Consider the following 17,163-nt stretch of genomic DNA (forward strand, 5'->3'; position numbering starts at 1 on the left):
GCTCCCGCAACACCTGCCCCGCGCAACAGGACAGCACCGTCCGCCCCTGCCCTACCGGGACAGCAGGGCGCGCAGTGCCTTGACGACCTCCGCCGGGTCCTCCTCCGCCATGAAATGGCCGCAGGAGACCGTGGAGTGGTGCAGGTTTGGCGCCCACTCCCGCCACCGCGCGGCGGCGTCGAAGCCCAGTTCGGCCCCCCAGTCCTGCTGGAGCACGCAGACGGGCATCCGCAGACGGCGCCCCGCGGCCCGGTCGGCCTCGTCATCGGCCACGTCCACACCCGCCGAGGCCCGGTAGTCGGCGACGATGGAGGGCACCGCCTCCCGGCTGGCCCGCAGGTAGGCGGCACGCACCGGGGCCGAAATCGCCTCCGGATCACGTGCCCACACGTCGAGGAAGTGGCCGAAGAACACGTCCGGTTCCGCGCCGATCAGCGCCTCGGGCACGCCGGGCGGCTGCGCCATCAGGTACAGGTGGAAACCCACCGCCGCCGACACCCCCTGCATCACGTCCCACATGTCCAGGGTCGGCAGCACGTCCAGCGATGCCAGGTGGGTGACCGCCTCGGGGTGGTCCAGGCCCGCACGGATCGCGACCAGCGCACCGCGGTCGTGGCCCGCCAGCGCGAACCGGTCATGGCCCAGGGCCGCGGCCAGCGCGACCACGTCCGCGGCCATGGTCCGCTTGGCGTAGGCCCGCCCGTCGGTGTCGGCGGGCTTGTCGCTGTCACCGTAGCCGCGCAGGTCCGGGCAGATGACGGTGTGGTCGGCGGCCAGGTCCGCCGCCACGTGGCGCCACATCAGGTGCGTCTGCGGGAACCCGTGCAACAGCACCAGGGGGCTGCCCGAGCCGCCGACGGCGGCGTTGAGCGACACCCCCTCGGCCACGGGCACGCGCTGGTAGTCGAATCCGCTGATTCTCGGTTCCACGGTTACCTCCACCGGGTCGGTTCGTCGGGGCTGTCCCCCTCCACGAATCTGCCGTGCGCCGATGAGCGTGTGATGAGCGCCCACTGAGCGCCACCACAAGCCACCACCGACCACCCGATACCGTGGGTGACATGACGGGGGAACAACAGGACAGGGCTGTGACCCTGCGTGTCCTGGGCACGCTGGAAGCCACCCTCGACGGCGCACCGCTCCCCCTGCCCGGCCCCCGCCACCGGGCCGTCCTGGCAAGACTGCTGACCGCCCGGGGCCGAGCCGTCCCCGTGGACCTGCTCGTACAGGACCTGTGGCCACACCCCCGCGAGGGCTCCGTCGCCGCGATCCGCACCTTCGTCTTCGCACTGCGCCGCTCCCTGGAACCGGACCGGCCACCCCGCAGCCCCGCCCGCCTGCTCGTGACCACCCCACCCGGCTACACCCTGCGTACAGGCCCCGACACCGTGGACGCCTGGCGGTTCGAGGCCGCCCTCACCCGCGCCGGGACCCTGCTCAAGACCGGCACCCCCGGGCCGGCCCTGTCCGAACTGGACCAGGCACTCGCGCTCTGGCGCGGCCCCGCCTACGCCGAGTTCACCACCTACCCGTGGGCGCGCGAGGAAGCCGACCGGCTGGAGGGCCTGCAGCTCATGGCGGTCGAACACCGCGCCCGCGCACTCCTGGACCTGGGCCGCCCGCAGGAGGCCACAGCCGACCTGCACACCCACACCGGCGCCCACCCCCTGCGCGAGAACGCCTGGCACCTGCTCGCCCTGGCCCTGTACCGCTGCGGCCGCCAGGGCGAGGCACTGCACGCCCTGCGCCGCGCCCGCCGCACCCTCGCCGACGAACTCGGCGTGGACCCCGGCCCCGACCTGCGCCGCCTCGAAACCGACATCCTCGCCCACGCACCCCACCTGGCTCCCCCCATCACCGACCAGGCCGCCCCCGCACCGCACCGTCCGGCAACACCCCGCCCCGCCCACCCCTTCGTGGGCCGCTCCCACGAACTGGACCTGCTCGAAGAGGCCGCCACCACCGCCACCGCACACGCCACCACCGCACTGGTCCTGGTCTCCGGCGACGCCGGAGCCGGCAAGACCGCCCTGGCCCAGACATTCACCCGCCGCCTGACCCAACGCGGATGGCGTAGCGCCTGGGGGCGCAACCCCGAACACGAAGGCGCACCGCCCGCCTGGCCCTGGACACAGATCACCACCGCCCTGACCGGCAAGGACCACACGCACACCACCGACCCCCCGCCCACCACCGACCCCCCGCCCACCGGGGCCGACCCCGCCACCGCCCGCTTCGACACCCTGCGCACCACCACCGCGCTCCTGGCCCGCACCACACACCAGGGCCCCCTCCTGCTGGTCCTGGACGACCTGCACCGCGCCGGAGAGGAAACCCTGGAACTACTCACCGCCCTGGTCGCCGAACAGATCCCCGGCCCACTCCTGCTCATCGGCACCCACCGCACCGGCGAAATCTCCCCACCCCTGGCCGCCGCCCTGGCCCGCCTGGCCCCCCACGAACCCGCACGGATCTACCTCGGCGGACTCCCCGAGGACACCACCGGCGAACTCGTACGCGCCCTCCTGGACCACGACCTCGACCCACCCACCCTGCGCGCCATCCACCGGCGCAGCGGCGGCAACCCCTTCTTCGCCCGCGAACTCGCCCGCCTCATCGGCGCCGACCCCGACACCGCCCTGGACACCGTCCCCGCCGGCGTACGCGACGTCATCCGCCACCGTCTGGCCTCCCTGCCCCCACCCACCCGCCAACTACTGCAACAGGCCAGCGTGATCGGCCGCGACGTGGACCCCGACGTCCTGGCCGCCCTGGCACCGGACGAGGACACCCACCTGGACGCCCTGGACAACGCCCTGGACGCCGGATTCCTCACCCAACAGGACACACCGCCGCTCCGCTTCGCCCACGTCCTGGTACGCGACACCCTCTACGACTCCCTCTCCCGACCGCGCAGGGCCCGATGGCACACCGCAGCCGCCCAGGCCATCACCACCCTGCACTCGGACCGGCCCGGCACCGACGCCGCCCTCGCCCACCACTACGCCCGAGCGCACACCCCCGCCACCGCCGCCCGCGCCGCACACCACGCCCGCGCCGCCGCCCTCCAGGCCGAACAACGCTTCGCCCCCCACGAGGCCGCCCGCCTGTGGCAGGACGCCCTCACCGCCCACGACCGCTCAGGCAACGGCGACGTCCGCACCCACCTGGACGCCCTCACGGGCCTGGTCCGGGCCCTGGCCCTCACCGGCCGCCTGGAATCGGCCCGCCACCACCGCGGCCGCGCCGTCGCCGCAGCCGAGGAACTCGGCGACCCCGACCTGACCGCCCGCGTCATCACCGCCTTCGACGTACCCGCCGTGTGGCCCCGCAACGACGACCCGCACCTGTCCGCGCACATCGTCGGGGCCGGCGAACGCACCCTGGCCGCACTGCCCCCCGACCGCGACGCCACCCGCGCCCGCCTCCTGGCCACCCTGGCCCTGGAACTGCGCGGAACCCCCACCGTGCGCGGCGCCGACGCCGCACACCAGGCCGAACAGATCGCCCGCCACCTCGGCGACCCCCCACTACTGGCCCTGGCACTGAACGCCCGCTTCATGCAGTCCTTCTCCCACACCGGCCAGGCACCGCAACGCAGACGCATCGGTACCGAACTGGTCGCGCTGGCCACCGAGCACGCCCTGGTCGCCTTCGAGGTCCTGGGCCACCTCATCCTCGTCCAGGCCCACTCCGCCCTGGCCGAGCCGACCAGCGCCCACACCCACATGCAGGCCGCCGACCGGTTGGGCACCCGCCACCAGATCCCACTGGTGGGCGTGTTCACCCACTGGTACACGGCACTGCGCCTGGGCGTGAGCGGCAACGCCCGAGAGGCCGAGACCGCCTACCGCACCGCGAGCGTACGCCTGGCGGGCGGCGGCATGCCCGGCATGGAGGAGGGACTGCTGGACCTGGCGCTGGTGTGCCTTCACCTCCAACACGGCCAACCCCCGCCCCCGACCGCCACCCCCGGCCCCTACACCCCGTGGATCCGCGCGCTCACCGACCCCGACCGTGCCGCACCCCCGCCCCAGGCCCCGCCCGGCCTCCTCAACGAAGCCCTGACCTGCCTGGGCGCCCGAGCCGCCATCGCCCGCGGCGACCAGGAGGCGATGAGGCACGCCCACCGCCTCCTGCTGCCCGCCGCCGCAGAACTCGCCGGTGCGGGCAGCGGCCTGCTCACCCTGGGGCCGGTCGCCCACCAACTCGGCGACCTCGCCGGCGCCCTCGGCGACCCCGACCGGGCCGGCGACCACTACCGGCGGGCCCTGGAGGTCGCCCACCGGGCGCAGGCACCGCACTGGGCGCACGCCGCACGCCGCGCCCTGGACACCCTGAACTGACCACTCCCCTGCACGAAGAACACGGGAGGCCACCCCGGCCGCGCGGTCGAGGAGGTTCAGCCGCACGCGCGTCCCATGGGTCAGCGGGTCTCTGGGTTCTCGGGGGACAGGGCCACAACGGCTCGGTTCGTTGTCAGTCGTCGATCGCCTGGTAGAGGGTGGTCCAGAAGTCGTGGATGGCCCGCATCGAATCCGGGGTGGACATCCCGGTCTGGGTGAGCAGCAGGCCGACGAGCTGGTTGTCAGGGTCTGCGTAGGTGGAGGTGCCGGCTCCGCCGTCCCAGCCGAACTGGCCGATGGGCGCGTGGTCGCCGCGGTAGGTGCGCACCGCCATCCCAAAACCCCAGCCGCCCTGCTGCCCCTGGCCGTGCGCCACATGGACGACGTCGCGGGCCCAGGCCTGTCGGGCGCCTGTCTGCTCGTGCGTGAGGCGGTTGGTGGTCATCAGTTCGACGGCGGCCCGGGACAGGATCCGTTCGCTGCCGTGCATCCCCTTGTTCAGGAGCATCCGGAAGTAGGCATGGTAGTCGTCGACGGTCGAGTCCAGGCCGCCGCCGCACGAGGGGAACTTCGGAGGCCGGCTGTGGTGTCCCCCTATCGCCTCGTCCTCCACGAGGAACTCTCCGGTCTGCGGGTCGGGGGCGTACAGGGGCGGCAGCCGGTCGATCTTGTCGGCGGGCACGTGGAAACCTGTGTCCTTCATGCCCAGGGGGTCGAGGACGCGCTCGCGCAGGAACGTCTCGAACGGCTGGCCCGTGACCCTGGCGACGAGCACGCCGAGCACGTCGCTGCTGACGTTGTACTGCCACCGCTCTCCGGGCTGGTACATCAGCGGGAGCGTGCCCAGGCGGCGCATCCACTCATCGGGCTCCGGTTCCGGCAACAACCATTCCTGGCCGTACACCCCACGTTCGAAGAACGCGTTCATCATCGGGGAGCCCGCCACCGTCATGTCCAGGCCGAGCCCGAAGGTGGAGGTCAGCAGGTCCCGAACGGTGATCGGCCGCCGTGCCGGCTCGGTGTCCTCCAGTGGGCCGTCGGGCCGCTTGAGCACCTGCCGGTCGGCGAGTTCGGGCAGCCACTCATCGACCGGGTCGTCCAGCCGCAGCCGACACTCGTCCAGCAGGATCATCGCCGGCGCGACCGCGAGCGGCTTGGACGTCGAAGCCATGCGAAAGATCGTGTTCCGGCGCATCGGCGCGCCACCCTCCTGGCGCATCGTCCCGATCGCTTCGACGTGCGTCTCGTCGCCCCGGCCGACCAGGGCGACGAGACCGGGGATCTTGCCGGACTCCACGTGCCGCTCCAGCACGTCGTGCAATCTGCGCAGCCCTCTTGCGGAGAAGCCGTTGTTGCTGTGTCCCATCATGGATCCTTCTGCGTAGGTGTTCGATCTGGTGGACCTGCCCCGGTACGGCGCTCGTGGCGTGATGAGCGACGTGCCAGGACGGGGGGCTCTGCGCGGCCGACAGCAACCGCGCGGGCCGACGTCGGGGCCTGCGCCACGGTGTCGGCGTTCTTCTGTGGACGTGCTGCTCGGGTTCAGGCCTTGGGAACACGTGGCGAGCACGTGCGCGCGTTCATCGGGCCGTCTCTTCCTCGGCGCACGCGATGGCGGCGATCAGCCGCTTGCGCTCACGGCTGGGGGCGTAGCCACCTTCCGCGTAGTTCTGGACGAACACCTCGACGAACCCGACCGGGTCCTCCCCGACAACTGCGCGGATCGGGGTTTCGTCCGCCGCAGCCTGTTCGAACAGATCGGCGAGATCTTCGAACATCGACGCGTTGCTGTCGCTGTCGGTCGGCACGAAGTGCATCAGGTACCGCTCGATCGCATCAACCGCCGTACGGTAGTTCGGCGGAAGCTGCCTCACGCGCGCCTTGTACTCCCGCCAGCGCTTCTTGGGGCCGATCACCTTGGCGATGAAGCCGCCCTTTTCGATATCGGACATGCCTACCTGCTTCCTTCTCGGAGCTGTTCGAGCCGTTCTGCGAGGAAGCTCCAGGCCCTCCAGAACTCTTCGAGGTGGTGCCGTCCCTGGGTGTTGAGGGAGTAGACCTTGCGCGGCGGCCCCTTGTCGGAGGGGACCTTCTCCACATCGACGAAGCCGCGCTTTTCGACCCTGACCAGCAGTGCGTAGACGGTGCCCTCGACGATGTCGGAGAAGCCCTGCTCCCTCAGCCGCGCCGTGATCTCGTAGCCGTAGGCGGGCCGGTCGGACAGGACCGCCAAAACGATGCCCTCCAGCGTTCCCTTGAGCATCTCCGTCATCTGCTTGCTCACGGAACAACCCCCCTTCCTGTACTCGGTGTCGCTGACTACCAGTACAAAGTAACACTGACTACTGGTACATAGCAACACTAAATAGCACCGATGCGGGGCGGGCTCGATCGTGTGGCTGGCCGTGGCACGTACCAGCGGAGAAAGGGACCGCTGGACAGGCCCTTCCGCACCCAGTGGCTTACCTGCGCGCTCTACTCATGCACCACGGGACCATCAGACGCGGGTAGAGGGAACAACGGCTCCTCGATCACCGGCCTCCGCCAGATCCGCCCCCTCGCGGGCCCCGGCCCCCCAACGGAAGGGCCCGACCGGGCGCAGCGGACCCGGGACCTAGTCTGGGCCGATGACCGAACCGATCATCGTGGCCCGCGACGTGGGTGTGCAGCTGGGCGGCGCCCCGGTACTGAGCGGAGTCGACCTCACGGTCACCCCCGGCGAGGTGGTCGCGGTACTCGGCGCCAACGGTGTCGGAAAGACAACCCTGCTGCGCTGCCTGGCGGGACTGCAACAGGCCACCGGCAACATCAGCGTGCTGGGCCGCCCACCCGCCGACGAACCGGATTTTTGGCGCGATATCGCCCTGGTCGGTGACGAACCCACCTGGTACCCGGGGCTGACCGTCAGAGAGCACCTGGAACTGATGCGGGCGGTGCACGGTCACGGACGGCTGGAGGCCGGGGCGGCCCTGCACCTGTTCGAGCTGCCCGGCTGCGCCGACCGGGCCCCCACCTCCCTGTCCACCGGCCAGCGCCAGCGCCTCTCCCTGGCCATGGCACTCCTGAGACCGAGCCGACTGCTGCTGCTGGACGAACCCGAACGCGGACTCGACACCGCCTTCCGGGAACGGCTCGCGAAGCTGCTCACCGAATACGCCGCGAACGGCGGCACCGTGGTGATGGTCACGCACGACCCCCGGTTCGCCCAGAACACCCGCCACGTCCGCCTACAGGCCGCCGCGTGAACCAGACCTCGCAGATCCGGGCGTTCGTGCGGGCCCGGGCCCGCAGCCACCGCACCTGGTCCGACCGCTACATCACCCTGTTCGCCCTGGGCCTGCTGGTGGTGGTGGCCCTCCCGATGATCACACGCACGGTGCAAGCCGTACCCGACGACGTCGACCCCGCGCGCGCGGGCGCCGGCCTGGCCCTCATCGCACTGATCCTGGCAGCCTCACTCAACCTCGCCCGTGTGGTGGGACCGGTGGGGGTCTCACCGGCGGACGCGGCGTGGCTGGTGCTCTCCCCCCTGCCGCGCCCTGGCGTGCTGGCCCACACCCTGCTGCTCCTGGCCGTGGTCGGCGCCGTGACCGGCGCGATCCTCGGCCTGGCACTGGTGAGCGCGCTCGGTGCCACCGACGCCCCGACCATCCGCCTGCTCGCCTGCGTGGTGCTGGGCATGTCCTGGACACTGGGCGGGACGGCGGCGACCGTACTGGCACAGGCCTCCCAGCCCTGGGGCGACCGCCTCCTCGCACTGCTCGCCGCCCTGGTGGTGGTGGCCGTGGCCGCCATGAGCACGGGACCCGGCCAGGGGGCACTCTCCGGTATCGCCTCGGCCCCCGCGGCGACGTGGACGACGGCGGCGTCCGTATCGGCCACAGCGGCCGCCGCCCTGGCCTGGCGGGCCTGGGCGGCCCTGGCCCGCATCCCGGCCCGCGCGGTTCTGCAGGCCTCGACCCGGGTGGGAGTTGCGGCGGGCGCACTCCTGGGCATGGATCCGGGCTCGCTGACCCTGATCGCCGAGGACGCGCACTGGCGATCGCGCGTACTGCGCTCGCGCGCGTGGCCGTCGCGGCTGCGCGGAGCGGCGGCGGTGGCCTGGCTGGACTGGCGGTCCCTGGCACGACGGCCCGGACGCCTCGCACTGGTGGCGGCGGCCACCGTCGTGCCCGTGCTGACCGCTCGGGCGGGCGGCGGCGCACCGGGCACACTGATCGTGCTCGCCGCGGGGGCGTTGGCGGTCGCCGCGACGGGCACCGCAGGGGCGCGCCGCGACGCCGGGGACGCTGCCCTGGCACGGCTGCTGGGCACCGGTCCGCGCGCACTCCTGGCCGCCCGGTCGGTGCTGCCCGCCCTGCTGGGCGGCTCCTGGCTGGCCCTGGCACTGGGCGGGCTGGACCTGGCGGGCCCCGGCGCTCTCCTCTGGCCGCTCGGAGTGCTGTGCGCGCCGGCGCTGGCGGCGGGCGCGCTGCGCCTGGCACACCGCCGCCCCATCGAGCACACGATGCCCGTCATGGACACACCCCTGGGCCCGGTGCCCCTGGGCCCGCTGGTGTGGGCCCTGACCGGCGCCGACATCGCCCTGCTCGGCTGCCTGCCCGCGCTCCTGGCCTTCACCACCGGGGTGAGCGGCCCACTCCTCGCAGCGCAGGCGGTCTGGGGCACCGCGGTACTGGCAACCTACTGCGCCGCCCCCAGGCGCACCTAGGGAGTGTTTTTTGGAGGTTTTCGGGTCGGCGAGCGGCCGTCCAGGCGATCTCTCGCAAGACGATGTGCGAAGTTCAGCCTGGTTGTGCTTCACGAGCGCAGAGGCGCGGCGAGAGGAAGCCTGGTGGACGCGAGCCCGGAAGGATCCAAAAAACACGACCTAGCGCGAACGGGCCCGACACACACCAGGACCCGAGCGACAACGCCCGCCACCGGCCCACTGCCACCTCCTGCGCTGATCCTCCCCGACCCCGTGTGGCACCATCCCTGTCATGTCCGTACGCGAACTCCTCGTCCTGGGAACCTCCAGCGCCGTACCCACCCGCCGCCGCAACCACAACGGCTACTTCCTGCGCTGGGACCGCCACGGCATCCTGTTCGACCCCGGCGAGGGCACCCAGCGCCAGATGCGCCTGGCCGGGCTCGCCGCCACCGACATCACCCGCATCTGCCTCACCCACTTCCACGGCGACCACAGCCTGGGCCTGCCCGGCACCATCCAGCGCATCGCCCGGGACCAGGTACCCCACACCGTGCGCGTGGCCTACCCCGCCCAGGACGAGGAGTACTGGCGCAGACTGCGCAACGCCACACCCTTCCGCGACACCGACGTCATCCAGCCCCAACCGGTCGGCGGCCTGGGCGCCTGCCTGCTGGGGGAGCAGGACCTGACCCTCACCGCGCTGCCGCTGCACCACTCGGTCACCGCCTACGGGTACCGGCTCGCCGAACCGGACGGGTGGCGGATGGACCCCGAGAAGCTGGCCGCCCACGGGGTACAGGGCCCCCTGGTGGGACGCCTGCAACGCGAGGGGGCGGTCACGACCGAGGACGGGCGCCGGGTCGAACTGGCCCAGTGCGCCCGACCGCGCCGCGGCCAGGTGTTCGCGTTCGTCATGGACACCGCCGTGTGCGAGGGGGCCCTGGAACTGGCACGCGGCGCGGACATGCTGGTGATCGAGTCCACCTACCTGGACTCGGAGGAGGCGCTGGCCGCCTCCTACGGGCACCTGACCGCGACACAGGCCGGGCGGATCGCCGCCCAGGCAGGGGCGCGCACCCTGGTGCTGACCCACATCTCCGAACGCTACGAGCAGGACGACGACCCGCGCTTCGCCGCCCAGGCCCGCGCGGAGTTCGACGGTCACATCGTCCTGGCCCAGGACCTGGAGCGCATCCCCGTCCCGGCCCGCGACTCCTAGGGCGTGTTCCGTGGATGCTTTCGGTTGATTCGGCGCTTGCGCCGATCGCCGCGAGCGGCCTCCAGGCAATCTCTCGCAAGACGAGTAGCGCAGGTCAGCCCGGGTCTGGCTGTCCAAGCGTGGTCGGCGCAGCGAGAGGCAGCCTGGCGGTTGCGAGCCCGGAATGATCCGCGGAACACGGCCTAGACCCCCGAAGGACCGGGGACACCCCGCCCCTCGTCCAGGAGTGCGAGGGGCCGGTGGGATAGGCTGACCGGGCACCACGACGCAGTACCGACCGAGGGGGTGAGAACGATCAGCGCAGTCGCAAGCGCGGCGTTCCCACCGCGAGGACACACGGTCCCGCAGTAACCGGAACGCCCACAGGTCTTCGAAAGGCTCACGTGGCGTCCCCACTCCCACCCATGTTTTCCCTGTCGTCCCTGGTCGGGCGCCTGCGCGCCGCCGGGTGCGTGTTCGCCGAGCAGGAGGCGGACCTGATCGCCGCCACCGCCCGCACCCCCGGCGAGGCCACCCGGATGGCGGCCCGGCGCTGTGCCGGACTCCCCCTCGAACACGTCCTGGGCTGGGCCCTGTTCTGCGGGCTGCGCATCCAGGTCGACCCCGGGGTGTTCGTACCCCGCCCCCGCACCGAGTTCCTGGCCCACCAGGCCAGCGCCCTGCTCACCCCGCACGCGCTCGCCGTCGACCTGTGCTGCGGCTCGGGAGCCCTGGGCGCGGTCCTGGCCGCAGCCCGAAGCGACATCACCCTCCACGCGGCCGACATCGACCCGGCCGGCGTGGCCTGCGCCCGCCGCAACCTGCCCGGACACAACGTCCACCAGGGCGACCTGTTCGCGGCACTGCCCCCCGACCTGCGCGGCCGCATCGACGTCCTGGTCGCCAACGTGCCCTACGTGCCCACCGACCGCATCGCCCTACTGCCCCCGGAGGCGCGCCTGCACGAGGCCCGCCACGCCCTGGACGGTGGCGCCGACGGCCTGGGCCCGGTCCGCCGCGTCGCCGCCCAGGCCCGGGAGTGGCTGGCACCGGGCGGGCACGTGCTGGTGGAGGTCGAACAGGAACAGGTGCCCGCGGCCACGGCGGCCTTCACCCGGGGCGGCCTGTCCTGCCGGGTGCACCTCGACCACGACCGGGAGGCCATCGTCCTGGTCGCGGCCCGGCCCTGAACACCGAGGCACCCAGGGGCTCCGCGACCCGCGGCCCCACGCAAGCGGGCCCCTGCGCGAGACGACCTCGCGCAGGGGCTTCGTGGGCCACAGGGCGCGGCGGCGTGTTCCGCGGCCCTCCGGTGAGAGGGCCGCCGATGGCACCCGGCCCCGGCCGGGCCTACTCCTGGACCTGGACGGCCCCGGTGTCGCACTGCACGACCTGCGGCGCAAAGAGGCCGAGGGGGACGGAGACGATCTCGGCGGAGGTGCTCTCGCAGTAGATGGTGCGGATCGGCTCGGCGACGCCCAGGCCGGTGTCGGCGGCGGCACCGGTGCCGCCCGCCAGCGCGACCGCGGCGAGTCCGGTGGCGGCAAGAAGGGTGCGAAAGCGCATGGCTCTCCTCATGTAGTCACAGCAAGCAATTGCATGATCACAGCATGAAAGGGGTGGGGTTGCAACGACGCCGGCTCCGCGTCGCCGGGACAAGGGGGACGGCAGGTCTTTCGCACCGCCCCGCACCCGTGCGGGGCGGGAAGGTTCGCCGGCGACCGCACTGTCCATGACCCCTCCTGGAAGGCATGCACGCTCCTGACGGACCCCGCCTGGCCGGACGCCTGGGGTGCGCAGTGACCGAGGCCATGACCCGCAAAGGCCTGATCCTCCAGGACACCGGATTCGCCCTCACCGGGGACGGCCTGGCCTGGTTCACCGACCAGGGCATCGCCCTGGAACGCACCGGCAGACGCCCTCTGGCCCGCCCCTGCCTGGACTGGACCGAACGCCGCCCCCACCTGGCCGGGACCGCCGGAGCAGCACTGTGCGCCCACGCCCTGGCCGCCCGCTGGCTCACACGCGTCGGCTCGGGCCGCGCCCTGAAGATGACCGACCAGGGGGAACGCGCCCTGCGGCAATCACTGGGCCTGGATCCGGACACTCTTCGCTGAGCGGCGCAACGTCCGCCCCCTAGCGTCCTCCCATGACCTCCTCACACGCCCGCCGGCGGTGGCCCGCCCCGGCAGCCGCAGGCGTCACCGTCCTGTTGTGGGCCTCGGCCTTCGTCTCCATCCGCAGCGCCGGGGAGTTCTACTCCCCCGGCGCCCTGGCCCTGGGCCGCCTGGCGGCCGGGTCCCTCGTCCTGGTCGCGGTCCTGCTGCTGACACGCACCGGTTGGCCGCCCCGTGCGGCCTGGCCGGGCATCGCCGCCTCGGGTGTGCTCTGGTTCGGTGTGTACATGGTCGCCCTGAACTGGGGAGAGCGCGAGGTCGACGCGGGCACCGCCGCCATGGTCGTCAACCTGGGACCGGTCCTGATCACGCTGCTCAGCGCCGTGTGGTTGGGCGAAGGGCTCCCCCGACCGCTCCTGTGGGGGACGGCAGTGGCCTTCACCGGGGCCGTGGTGGTGGGTGCCGCCACCGCGGGGGCCCAGGGCGCGTCCGTGCTCGGCGTCCTGCTGTGCCTGGTCGCGGCGGTGACCTACGCGGTGGGAGTGGTCCTTCAAAAACCCGCGCTGCGCCACGCCTCGGCGTTGCAGGTCTGCGCGTTCGGCTGCCTGGTGGGCACGGTGGTGTGCCTGCCCTTCGCGGGGTGGCGGACAAGATAAGCCGGAAAGGGGCAACGGGCCTACGTTTTCGCAGGTCAGAAGGTAGACCAATCCTGCTGTGTGGAGTGGTCTAGCGTTCCGGCGTGGTTCGTCCTGATATCGCACGTTTCTGGCCGCCGGTAACTGCTCTTATCAGTGCGGTCAGAATGCACCCGGACGCCGCTGGAGGACGTCCATTGCCGGTTTCCGGCGTATCCCGTCCAGCCCCCCACGGCATCGCGCCCGTGGCCGGCCACGTCTACGACCAGCACACCGACGTCGTCGAGGCCCTGGCCGCCGAGGTCGAGGAAGAGGTCGGCCTCACCGTCACCAGCTCGCGCGAGGTGGGACGCGGCCACATCCCGAACCTGTGCGCCTCCCTTCCGCACGAGCTGCGGCCGGGTCACCAGTGGTGGCTCTACCGCGCCACCGGCACCCTGAGGCCCGCCCCCGGCGAGACCAAGGGCGCCGCCTGGTACACCCCGCGCGAGGTTCGGGCCCTGGCCGACCGCACCCTCGCGCACGCCCGCGGCGAGATCACGGAGAAGGAGTTCGAGACAGACCCCGGCCTGGAGGAGATTCCCTTGCACACCGAGGTCGTGGTCGAGGCCGACGGCGACGTGGTGACCGGCTGCTTGCTCGACTACTCCACCTGGCACCTGTGGCTGCATGGCCACGACCAGGAGTACACCGACCACGACCGCCCCTGGCGGGCCCGCCTGTCCACGGTCACCGCCGTGACCCGGGTCGCCGTGCGCTGACCTGCCTCATCCGAGGACCCGTTTTTGGCACCCCGTCCCCGCCCCGGGACAGGAGTCCCGGGGCGGGGGCTTCGTGCTGTCCGGGGTGCAATCACTTGCGCCAGGCGGCACCCGCGGCCCCGCCGCGCAAGTGATTGCGCGAACGGGCCACCAGCTGCCAGCGGCGCAACGCTTTGCGCGGCGCTGGTCAGGGCTCTACCGCCACCTCCTGCAGCAATCCTTCTCGCCCCCCAGCATGCCGCGGGGTGTCGCTTCACCGGCGAGATAACTGTCGAGGGTCTTCCGGCGTTGTGCCAGGCGCAGCTCCTGCCGGGCAAGTTCGTCACGAACCTCGCGGACACGAGTGAGAAGTGCTGAGCAGTCCGCTTCCGTGCGCGTGTGTTCGGCAAGCGGAAGGCTGTCGCGGATGACCTGCGAGGACAGGCCCGCGCTGAACAGGTCTTGGATGAAGGCGACTCGCTCTACCGCGTCCAGCTCGTACTCCCGGTAGCCGTTGGCTGTACGGCGGCTTCGCAGCAGGCCCTGTTGCTCGTAGTAGCGCAGGGAGCGACTGCTCGCGCCCGTGGCCGCGCTGAGTTCTCCGATCCGCACCGCGCTTCTCCGAACATCTCCGATGTTGACCTTGACACTGATGTCACAGTTTAGCGTTCTGGGCATGACCACCGCACCGCAGATGAAAGGCCGAACCGCGGTCGTGACCGGCGCCACGTCCGGCATCGGAGCCGAGATCGCCGACCAGTTGGCCGGGCACGGCGCCCAATCTCTAGCACGGGCGCCTACCAGCCGACGCCGTACATGGCCGCCTACTCCGCGTCCAAGTCCTTCGTACTCTCATTCACCCAGGCCGTATGGGCCGAGGTCGCTGGCACTGGCGTGCGGGTTGTGGCCGTCGCCCCCGGCCCCACCGACACGCCGATGAACGCAGCGGCGTCGCCACTGCGCAAACGTCAGCCCGCAGACGTGGCCCGCACCGCTCTGGCCGCGCTGAGCCGGCGGCGGCCCGCCATTGTGGACGGCGGTGGCAACGCTCTGCAGACCTTCATCTTCAGCAGGCTGTTACCGGCCGGAATCGCCGCCCGTGTCGGGAAACGAATCATCGAATCCACGATTCTCCATCGCTGACCCGCGACCACTACCTACCTCCTTCGTGAAAGAGGAACAGCATGCCCGAACCGATCATGACGACAGCCCACGAATTGGGCGGCCTGCGCGGGCGCCGCGTTCTTGTCACCGGTGGCAGCAAAGGAATCGGGCGCGCCGTCGCCTCCCGGCTCGCAGCCGCCGGCGCGACGGTCGTCGCGACGGCCAGAAAAGATCCCGGGAACCTGCCGCCCGCAGTGCATTTCATCTCAGCCGACCTCAGCACAGCAGACGGCTGCGCCGAGCTGGTCACCGCCGCGACCGATCTGCTCGGCAGTATCGACGTACTGATCAACAACGTCGGTGCCGGTACCCCGCCACCCGACGGACTGCTATCGGCATCGGACGACATCTGGGAACAGGCACTCCAGCTGAACCTGTTGCCTTCGGTCCGCCTGGACCGCGCGGTGCTCCCCGAGATGATCGCAGGGGGCAGCGGCGCGATCATCCACGTCACCTCGGTGGGCGCCTACCTCCCGATCGGCCCTGACGCCCCCTACCAGGCAGCGAAGGCGGCGCTGTCGACCTACAGCAAAGCACTGGCCAACGAATTCGCCGGGCACGGTGTCCGGGTCAACAGGATTTCCCCCGGCCTGATCGCCAATGACGCAATTTCCGCGCTGCTCGCACAATCCGCCCACGGCGCCCCCAACGACCCCACTGCGCAGATGCTCGAAAAATGGGTCGGCGGCATTCCCCTGGGACGTCCCGGGCAACCCGCCGAGGTCGCCGACCTGGTCACTTTCCTGGTTTCCGACCAAGCCGCCTGGATCACCGGCTCGGACTTCCGTATCGACGGCGGCTCATTCCAAGCCGTGTGACCGGCGCGTCGAACGCTGACCTGGAATACACCACAAGGAACCGCAGCTCGACGAGTTCGGCCTCGGAGAACACCTGAGTAGCCAAAGGGAGACTCCGCTCGCGTCAGGGGCGGCCATCGGCGACTACTCAACCAGGCGTGGCTGCTTAGCGTTGGATTTTCCGCGAAAACTACAAGGAATCGCTATTTCATCGGATGCAAGCCTGCCAGTCTCACGCCCTGGAGAGCAGTCGGCCGACAGCCGTCGGCCGGTTGTCTGCGCGGTCAGGAAGTGCCTCCGGCGAGGACACCGCGTACGACGCGGTGGGCGTCGCGGCCGACTCCGCGCAGGCTGGCCGAGGAATAGCTGCGCTGGAACTCCAGCCCCACGTACCCCAGTGCCGAAACGGTGGTGGAGACCCCGCCGGAGTGCAGGGGACGGCCGTCGGCGTCCAGGGCCCCGGTGCCGTCCAGGAAGTCCAGCGCGGGCCGGTATCCGGTGGCCAGCAGCACCGTGTCGACCTCCTCCGCGGTGCCGTCGGCCCACTCCACGCGGTCTCCTCGCAGGCGGGTGAAGAGCGGCCGGCGGTCCGGGTTGTCGGTGGCGAACGCCGCACGGAAGCGGCCGTCATCGATGACCGGCGTTCGAACCCGCTCCCACAACCGGCCCACCGGGGCGGCGTCCACCCCGGTGACGGCGCCCCACCAGTGGACGTCACGGCCCAGGGGACGCTGGTCCACCCAGGCGATCGGGGCTCGGCTGGTGAGGCTCACCCGCGCCGTCCGCGCCAGCTCGGCGGCGATCTCCACACCGGAGTTCCCGGCTCCCACGACCACGATCCGCTGCCCGCGGAAGGGCTCGGGGGTCCGGTAGTCGCACGAATGGAGCACGGTTCCGGTGAATCCGTCCAGACCCGGCAGCGGCGGCCGGTGCGGGCGCGTGAAGGTCCCCGAGGCCGCGATGAGCGCGCGTGCGCTCCACCGGGTCCCGTCGGCCGTGGTGACGGTGAACCCGCCGCCGTCGCGTTCGACGCGTGTCACCTTCTGCCCGAAGCGGAAGTCGGCGTCCAGCCGGTCGGCGTAGTCGCGCAGGTAGGTCGTGACCTCGTCCCGGTGAGGGTAGGTCGCGCCGCCGCCGGGCATCGCCCGGCCCGGGAGGGAGGCGTAGGGGGAGGGCGAGAACAGGGTCAGGCTCTCGTAGTAGTGCGGCCACGAGCCTCCTGCCGTGTCCGCTGCCTCCAGGACCAGCGGGCGGACGCGGTGGCGGTTGGCGGCGTGGACGGCGGCCAATCCCGCCTCTCCGGCGCCGATGACGATCACGGGGGCCTCGAACATGGGGTCCTCTTCCTTCTTTCTGCGGGGCGGGATGCCGGGAAGGAAGGTACCAACGCACGCCGGGCCGGGCGCCTTGTCCGGGATGGCGAACACCTGCGCGAGGACAGTGCTCGTGGGCGGCCGCGGTGAAACGCCTCCA

At 71.7% G+C, this 17,163-nt stretch carries 17 protein-coding genes; 10 read left to right on the forward strand and 7 right to left on the reverse strand.

The window, feature by feature from the left end; all coding sequences use genetic code 11:
• Positions 1-51: 51 nt before the first annotated feature.
• Positions 52-930, reverse strand: coding sequence for an alpha/beta fold hydrolase (locus tag ACFWTE_RS13920; RefSeq protein WP_378779732.1), 879 nt, complete (start codon positions 928-930; stop codon positions 52-54).
• Between the two features lie 131 nt (positions 931-1,061).
• On the opposite strand from ACFWTE_RS13920, the gene ACFWTE_RS13925 reads away from it, so the two are divergent.
• The gene (locus tag ACFWTE_RS13925) at positions 1,062-4,346 is read left to right on the forward strand and encodes a BTAD domain-containing putative transcriptional regulator (protein WP_378779733.1); all 3,285 of its coding nucleotides are present in this window, start codon (positions 1,062-1,064) and stop codon (positions 4,344-4,346) included.
• Between the two features lie 133 nt (positions 4,347-4,479).
• Here the strand turns inward: ACFWTE_RS13925 and ACFWTE_RS13930 are convergent, their stop codons facing one another.
• The 3 genes from ACFWTE_RS13930 to ACFWTE_RS13940 form a co-directional block, all read right to left on the reverse strand.
• Positions 4,480-5,712 (reverse strand): serine hydrolase domain-containing protein, encoded by a 1,233-nt coding sequence (locus ACFWTE_RS13930; protein WP_378779734.1) that lies wholly within the window; start codon positions 5,710-5,712, stop codon positions 4,480-4,482.
• A 214-nt stretch (positions 5,713-5,926) separates the two neighbouring features.
• Positions 5,927-6,298, reverse strand: coding sequence for a DUF1048 domain-containing protein (locus ACFWTE_RS13935; RefSeq protein WP_378779735.1), 372 nt, complete (start codon positions 6,296-6,298; stop codon positions 5,927-5,929).
• 2 nt (positions 6,299-6,300) lie between these two features.
• Entirely contained in the window at positions 6,301-6,630 is a 330-nt protein-coding gene (locus tag ACFWTE_RS13940) for a PadR family transcriptional regulator (protein ID WP_378779736.1), read from the reverse strand.
• 343 nt (positions 6,631-6,973) lie between these two features.
• On the opposite strand from ACFWTE_RS13940, the gene ccmA reads away from it, so the two are divergent.
• From ccmA to ACFWTE_RS13960, 4 genes are all read left to right on the forward strand, one after another.
• Positions 6,974-7,591, forward strand: coding sequence for a heme ABC exporter ATP-binding protein CcmA (gene ccmA, locus ACFWTE_RS13945; RefSeq protein ID WP_378779737.1), 618 nt, complete (start codon positions 6,974-6,976; stop codon positions 7,589-7,591).
• A complete protein-coding gene (locus ACFWTE_RS13950) occupies positions 7,588-9,057 on the forward strand; it encodes a DUF6297 family protein (RefSeq protein WP_378779738.1) in 1,470 nt (489 codons plus the stop codon). Before ccmA ends, ACFWTE_RS13950 begins: the two co-directional genes overlap by 4 nt.
• A 271-nt stretch (positions 9,058-9,328) precedes the next feature.
• Positions 9,329-10,258, forward strand: coding sequence for a ribonuclease Z (locus tag ACFWTE_RS13955; RefSeq protein WP_378779739.1), 930 nt, complete (start codon positions 9,329-9,331; stop codon positions 10,256-10,258).
• Positions 10,259-10,662: 404 nt separating this feature from the next.
• Complete coding sequence (locus ACFWTE_RS13960; protein ID WP_378779740.1) at positions 10,663-11,427, forward strand: putative protein N(5)-glutamine methyltransferase; 765 nt, start codon at positions 10,663-10,665, stop codon at positions 11,425-11,427.
• Between the two features lie 160 nt (positions 11,428-11,587).
• Here ACFWTE_RS13960 and ACFWTE_RS13965 read toward each other — a convergent pair whose 3' ends face one another.
• A complete protein-coding gene (locus tag ACFWTE_RS13965) occupies positions 11,588-11,803 on the reverse strand; it encodes a hypothetical protein (RefSeq protein ID WP_378779741.1) in 216 nt (71 codons plus the stop codon).
• A 185-nt stretch (positions 11,804-11,988) separates the two neighbouring features.
• On the opposite strand from ACFWTE_RS13965, the gene ACFWTE_RS13970 reads away from it, so the two are divergent.
• From ACFWTE_RS13970 to ACFWTE_RS13980, 3 genes are all read left to right on the forward strand, one after another.
• The gene (locus ACFWTE_RS13970; RefSeq protein WP_378779742.1) at positions 11,989-12,354 is read left to right on the forward strand and encodes a hypothetical protein; all 366 of its coding nucleotides are present in this window, start codon (positions 11,989-11,991) and stop codon (positions 12,352-12,354) included.
• 32 nt (positions 12,355-12,386) lie between these two features.
• Positions 12,387-13,010 (forward strand): DMT family transporter, encoded by a 624-nt coding sequence (locus ACFWTE_RS13975; protein ID WP_378779743.1) that lies wholly within the window; start codon positions 12,387-12,389, stop codon positions 13,008-13,010.
• A gap of 146 nt (positions 13,011-13,156) precedes the next feature.
• Positions 13,157-13,750: an NUDIX domain-containing protein gene (locus tag ACFWTE_RS13980; protein ID WP_378779744.1), complete on the forward strand. Its 594-nt coding sequence runs from the start codon at positions 13,157-13,159 to the stop codon at positions 13,748-13,750.
• Between the two features lie 195 nt (positions 13,751-13,945).
• On the opposite strand, the gene ACFWTE_RS13985 is transcribed toward ACFWTE_RS13980, so the two are convergent.
• Positions 13,946-14,458, reverse strand: a complete 513-nt coding sequence (locus ACFWTE_RS13985) for a MerR family transcriptional regulator (RefSeq protein ID WP_378779745.1) — start codon at positions 14,456-14,458, stop codon at positions 13,946-13,948.
• A gap of 87 nt (positions 14,459-14,545) precedes the next feature.
• Between ACFWTE_RS13985 and ACFWTE_RS13990 the strand changes: the two genes are divergently transcribed.
• Together ACFWTE_RS13990 and ACFWTE_RS13995 are read left to right on the forward strand one after the other, a co-directional pair.
• On the forward strand, positions 14,546-14,872 hold the full coding sequence (locus ACFWTE_RS13990) for an SDR family NAD(P)-dependent oxidoreductase (RefSeq protein WP_378779746.1): 327 nt from the start codon (positions 14,546-14,548) through the stop codon (positions 14,870-14,872).
• Between the two features lie 41 nt (positions 14,873-14,913).
• Positions 14,914-15,711: an SDR family oxidoreductase gene (locus tag ACFWTE_RS13995; protein ID WP_378779747.1), complete on the forward strand. Its 798-nt coding sequence runs from the start codon at positions 14,914-14,916 to the stop codon at positions 15,709-15,711.
• A gap of 263 nt (positions 15,712-15,974) precedes the next feature.
• Here ACFWTE_RS13995 and ACFWTE_RS14000 read toward each other — a convergent pair whose 3' ends face one another.
• The gene (locus ACFWTE_RS14000) at positions 15,975-17,024 is read right to left on the reverse strand and encodes a flavin-containing monooxygenase (protein ID WP_378779748.1); all 1,050 of its coding nucleotides are present in this window, start codon (positions 17,022-17,024) and stop codon (positions 15,975-15,977) included.
• Positions 17,025-17,163 lie beyond the last annotated feature (139 nt).

The organism is Nocardiopsis sp. NPDC058631 (assembly GCF_042716955.1).
Lineage (GTDB): Bacteria > Actinomycetota > Actinomycetes > Streptosporangiales > Streptosporangiaceae > Nocardiopsis.

Excerpts from the sequence above, each read along its gene's own strand:
- ACFWTE_RS13925 (WP_378779733.1), top strand. The coding sequence starts at position 1,062 with ATGACGGGGGAACAACAGGACAGGGCTGTGACCCTGCGTGTCCTGGGC.
- ACFWTE_RS13930 (WP_378779734.1), bottom strand. The coding sequence starts at position 5,712 with ATGGGACACAGCAACAACGGCTTCTCCGCAAGAGGGCTGCGCAGATTG.
- ACFWTE_RS13935 (WP_378779735.1), bottom strand. The coding sequence starts at position 6,298 with ATGTCCGATATCGAAAAGGGCGGCTTCATCGCCAAGGTGATCGGCCCC.
- ccmA (WP_378779737.1), top strand. The coding sequence starts at position 6,974 with ATGACCGAACCGATCATCGTGGCCCGCGACGTGGGTGTGCAGCTGGGC.
- ACFWTE_RS13955 (WP_378779739.1), top strand. The coding sequence starts at position 9,329 with ATGTCCGTACGCGAACTCCTCGTCCTGGGAACCTCCAGCGCCGTACCC.
- ACFWTE_RS13960 (WP_378779740.1), top strand. The coding sequence starts at position 10,663 with ATGTTTTCCCTGTCGTCCCTGGTCGGGCGCCTGCGCGCCGCCGGGTGC.
- ACFWTE_RS13965 (WP_378779741.1), bottom strand. The coding sequence starts at position 11,803 with ATGCGCTTTCGCACCCTTCTTGCCGCCACCGGACTCGCCGCGGTCGCG.
- ACFWTE_RS13970 (WP_378779742.1), top strand. The coding sequence starts at position 11,989 with ATGCACGCTCCTGACGGACCCCGCCTGGCCGGACGCCTGGGGTGCGCA.
- ACFWTE_RS13975 (WP_378779743.1), top strand. The coding sequence starts at position 12,387 with ATGACCTCCTCACACGCCCGCCGGCGGTGGCCCGCCCCGGCAGCCGCA.
- ACFWTE_RS13980 (WP_378779744.1), top strand. The coding sequence starts at position 13,157 with ATGCACCCGGACGCCGCTGGAGGACGTCCATTGCCGGTTTCCGGCGTA.
- ACFWTE_RS13990 (WP_378779746.1), top strand. The coding sequence starts at position 14,546 with ATGGCCGCCTACTCCGCGTCCAAGTCCTTCGTACTCTCATTCACCCAG.
- ACFWTE_RS13995 (WP_378779747.1), top strand. The coding sequence starts at position 14,914 with ATGCCCGAACCGATCATGACGACAGCCCACGAATTGGGCGGCCTGCGC.
- ACFWTE_RS14000 (WP_378779748.1), bottom strand. The coding sequence starts at position 17,024 with ATGTTCGAGGCCCCCGTGATCGTCATCGGCGCCGGAGAGGCGGGATTG.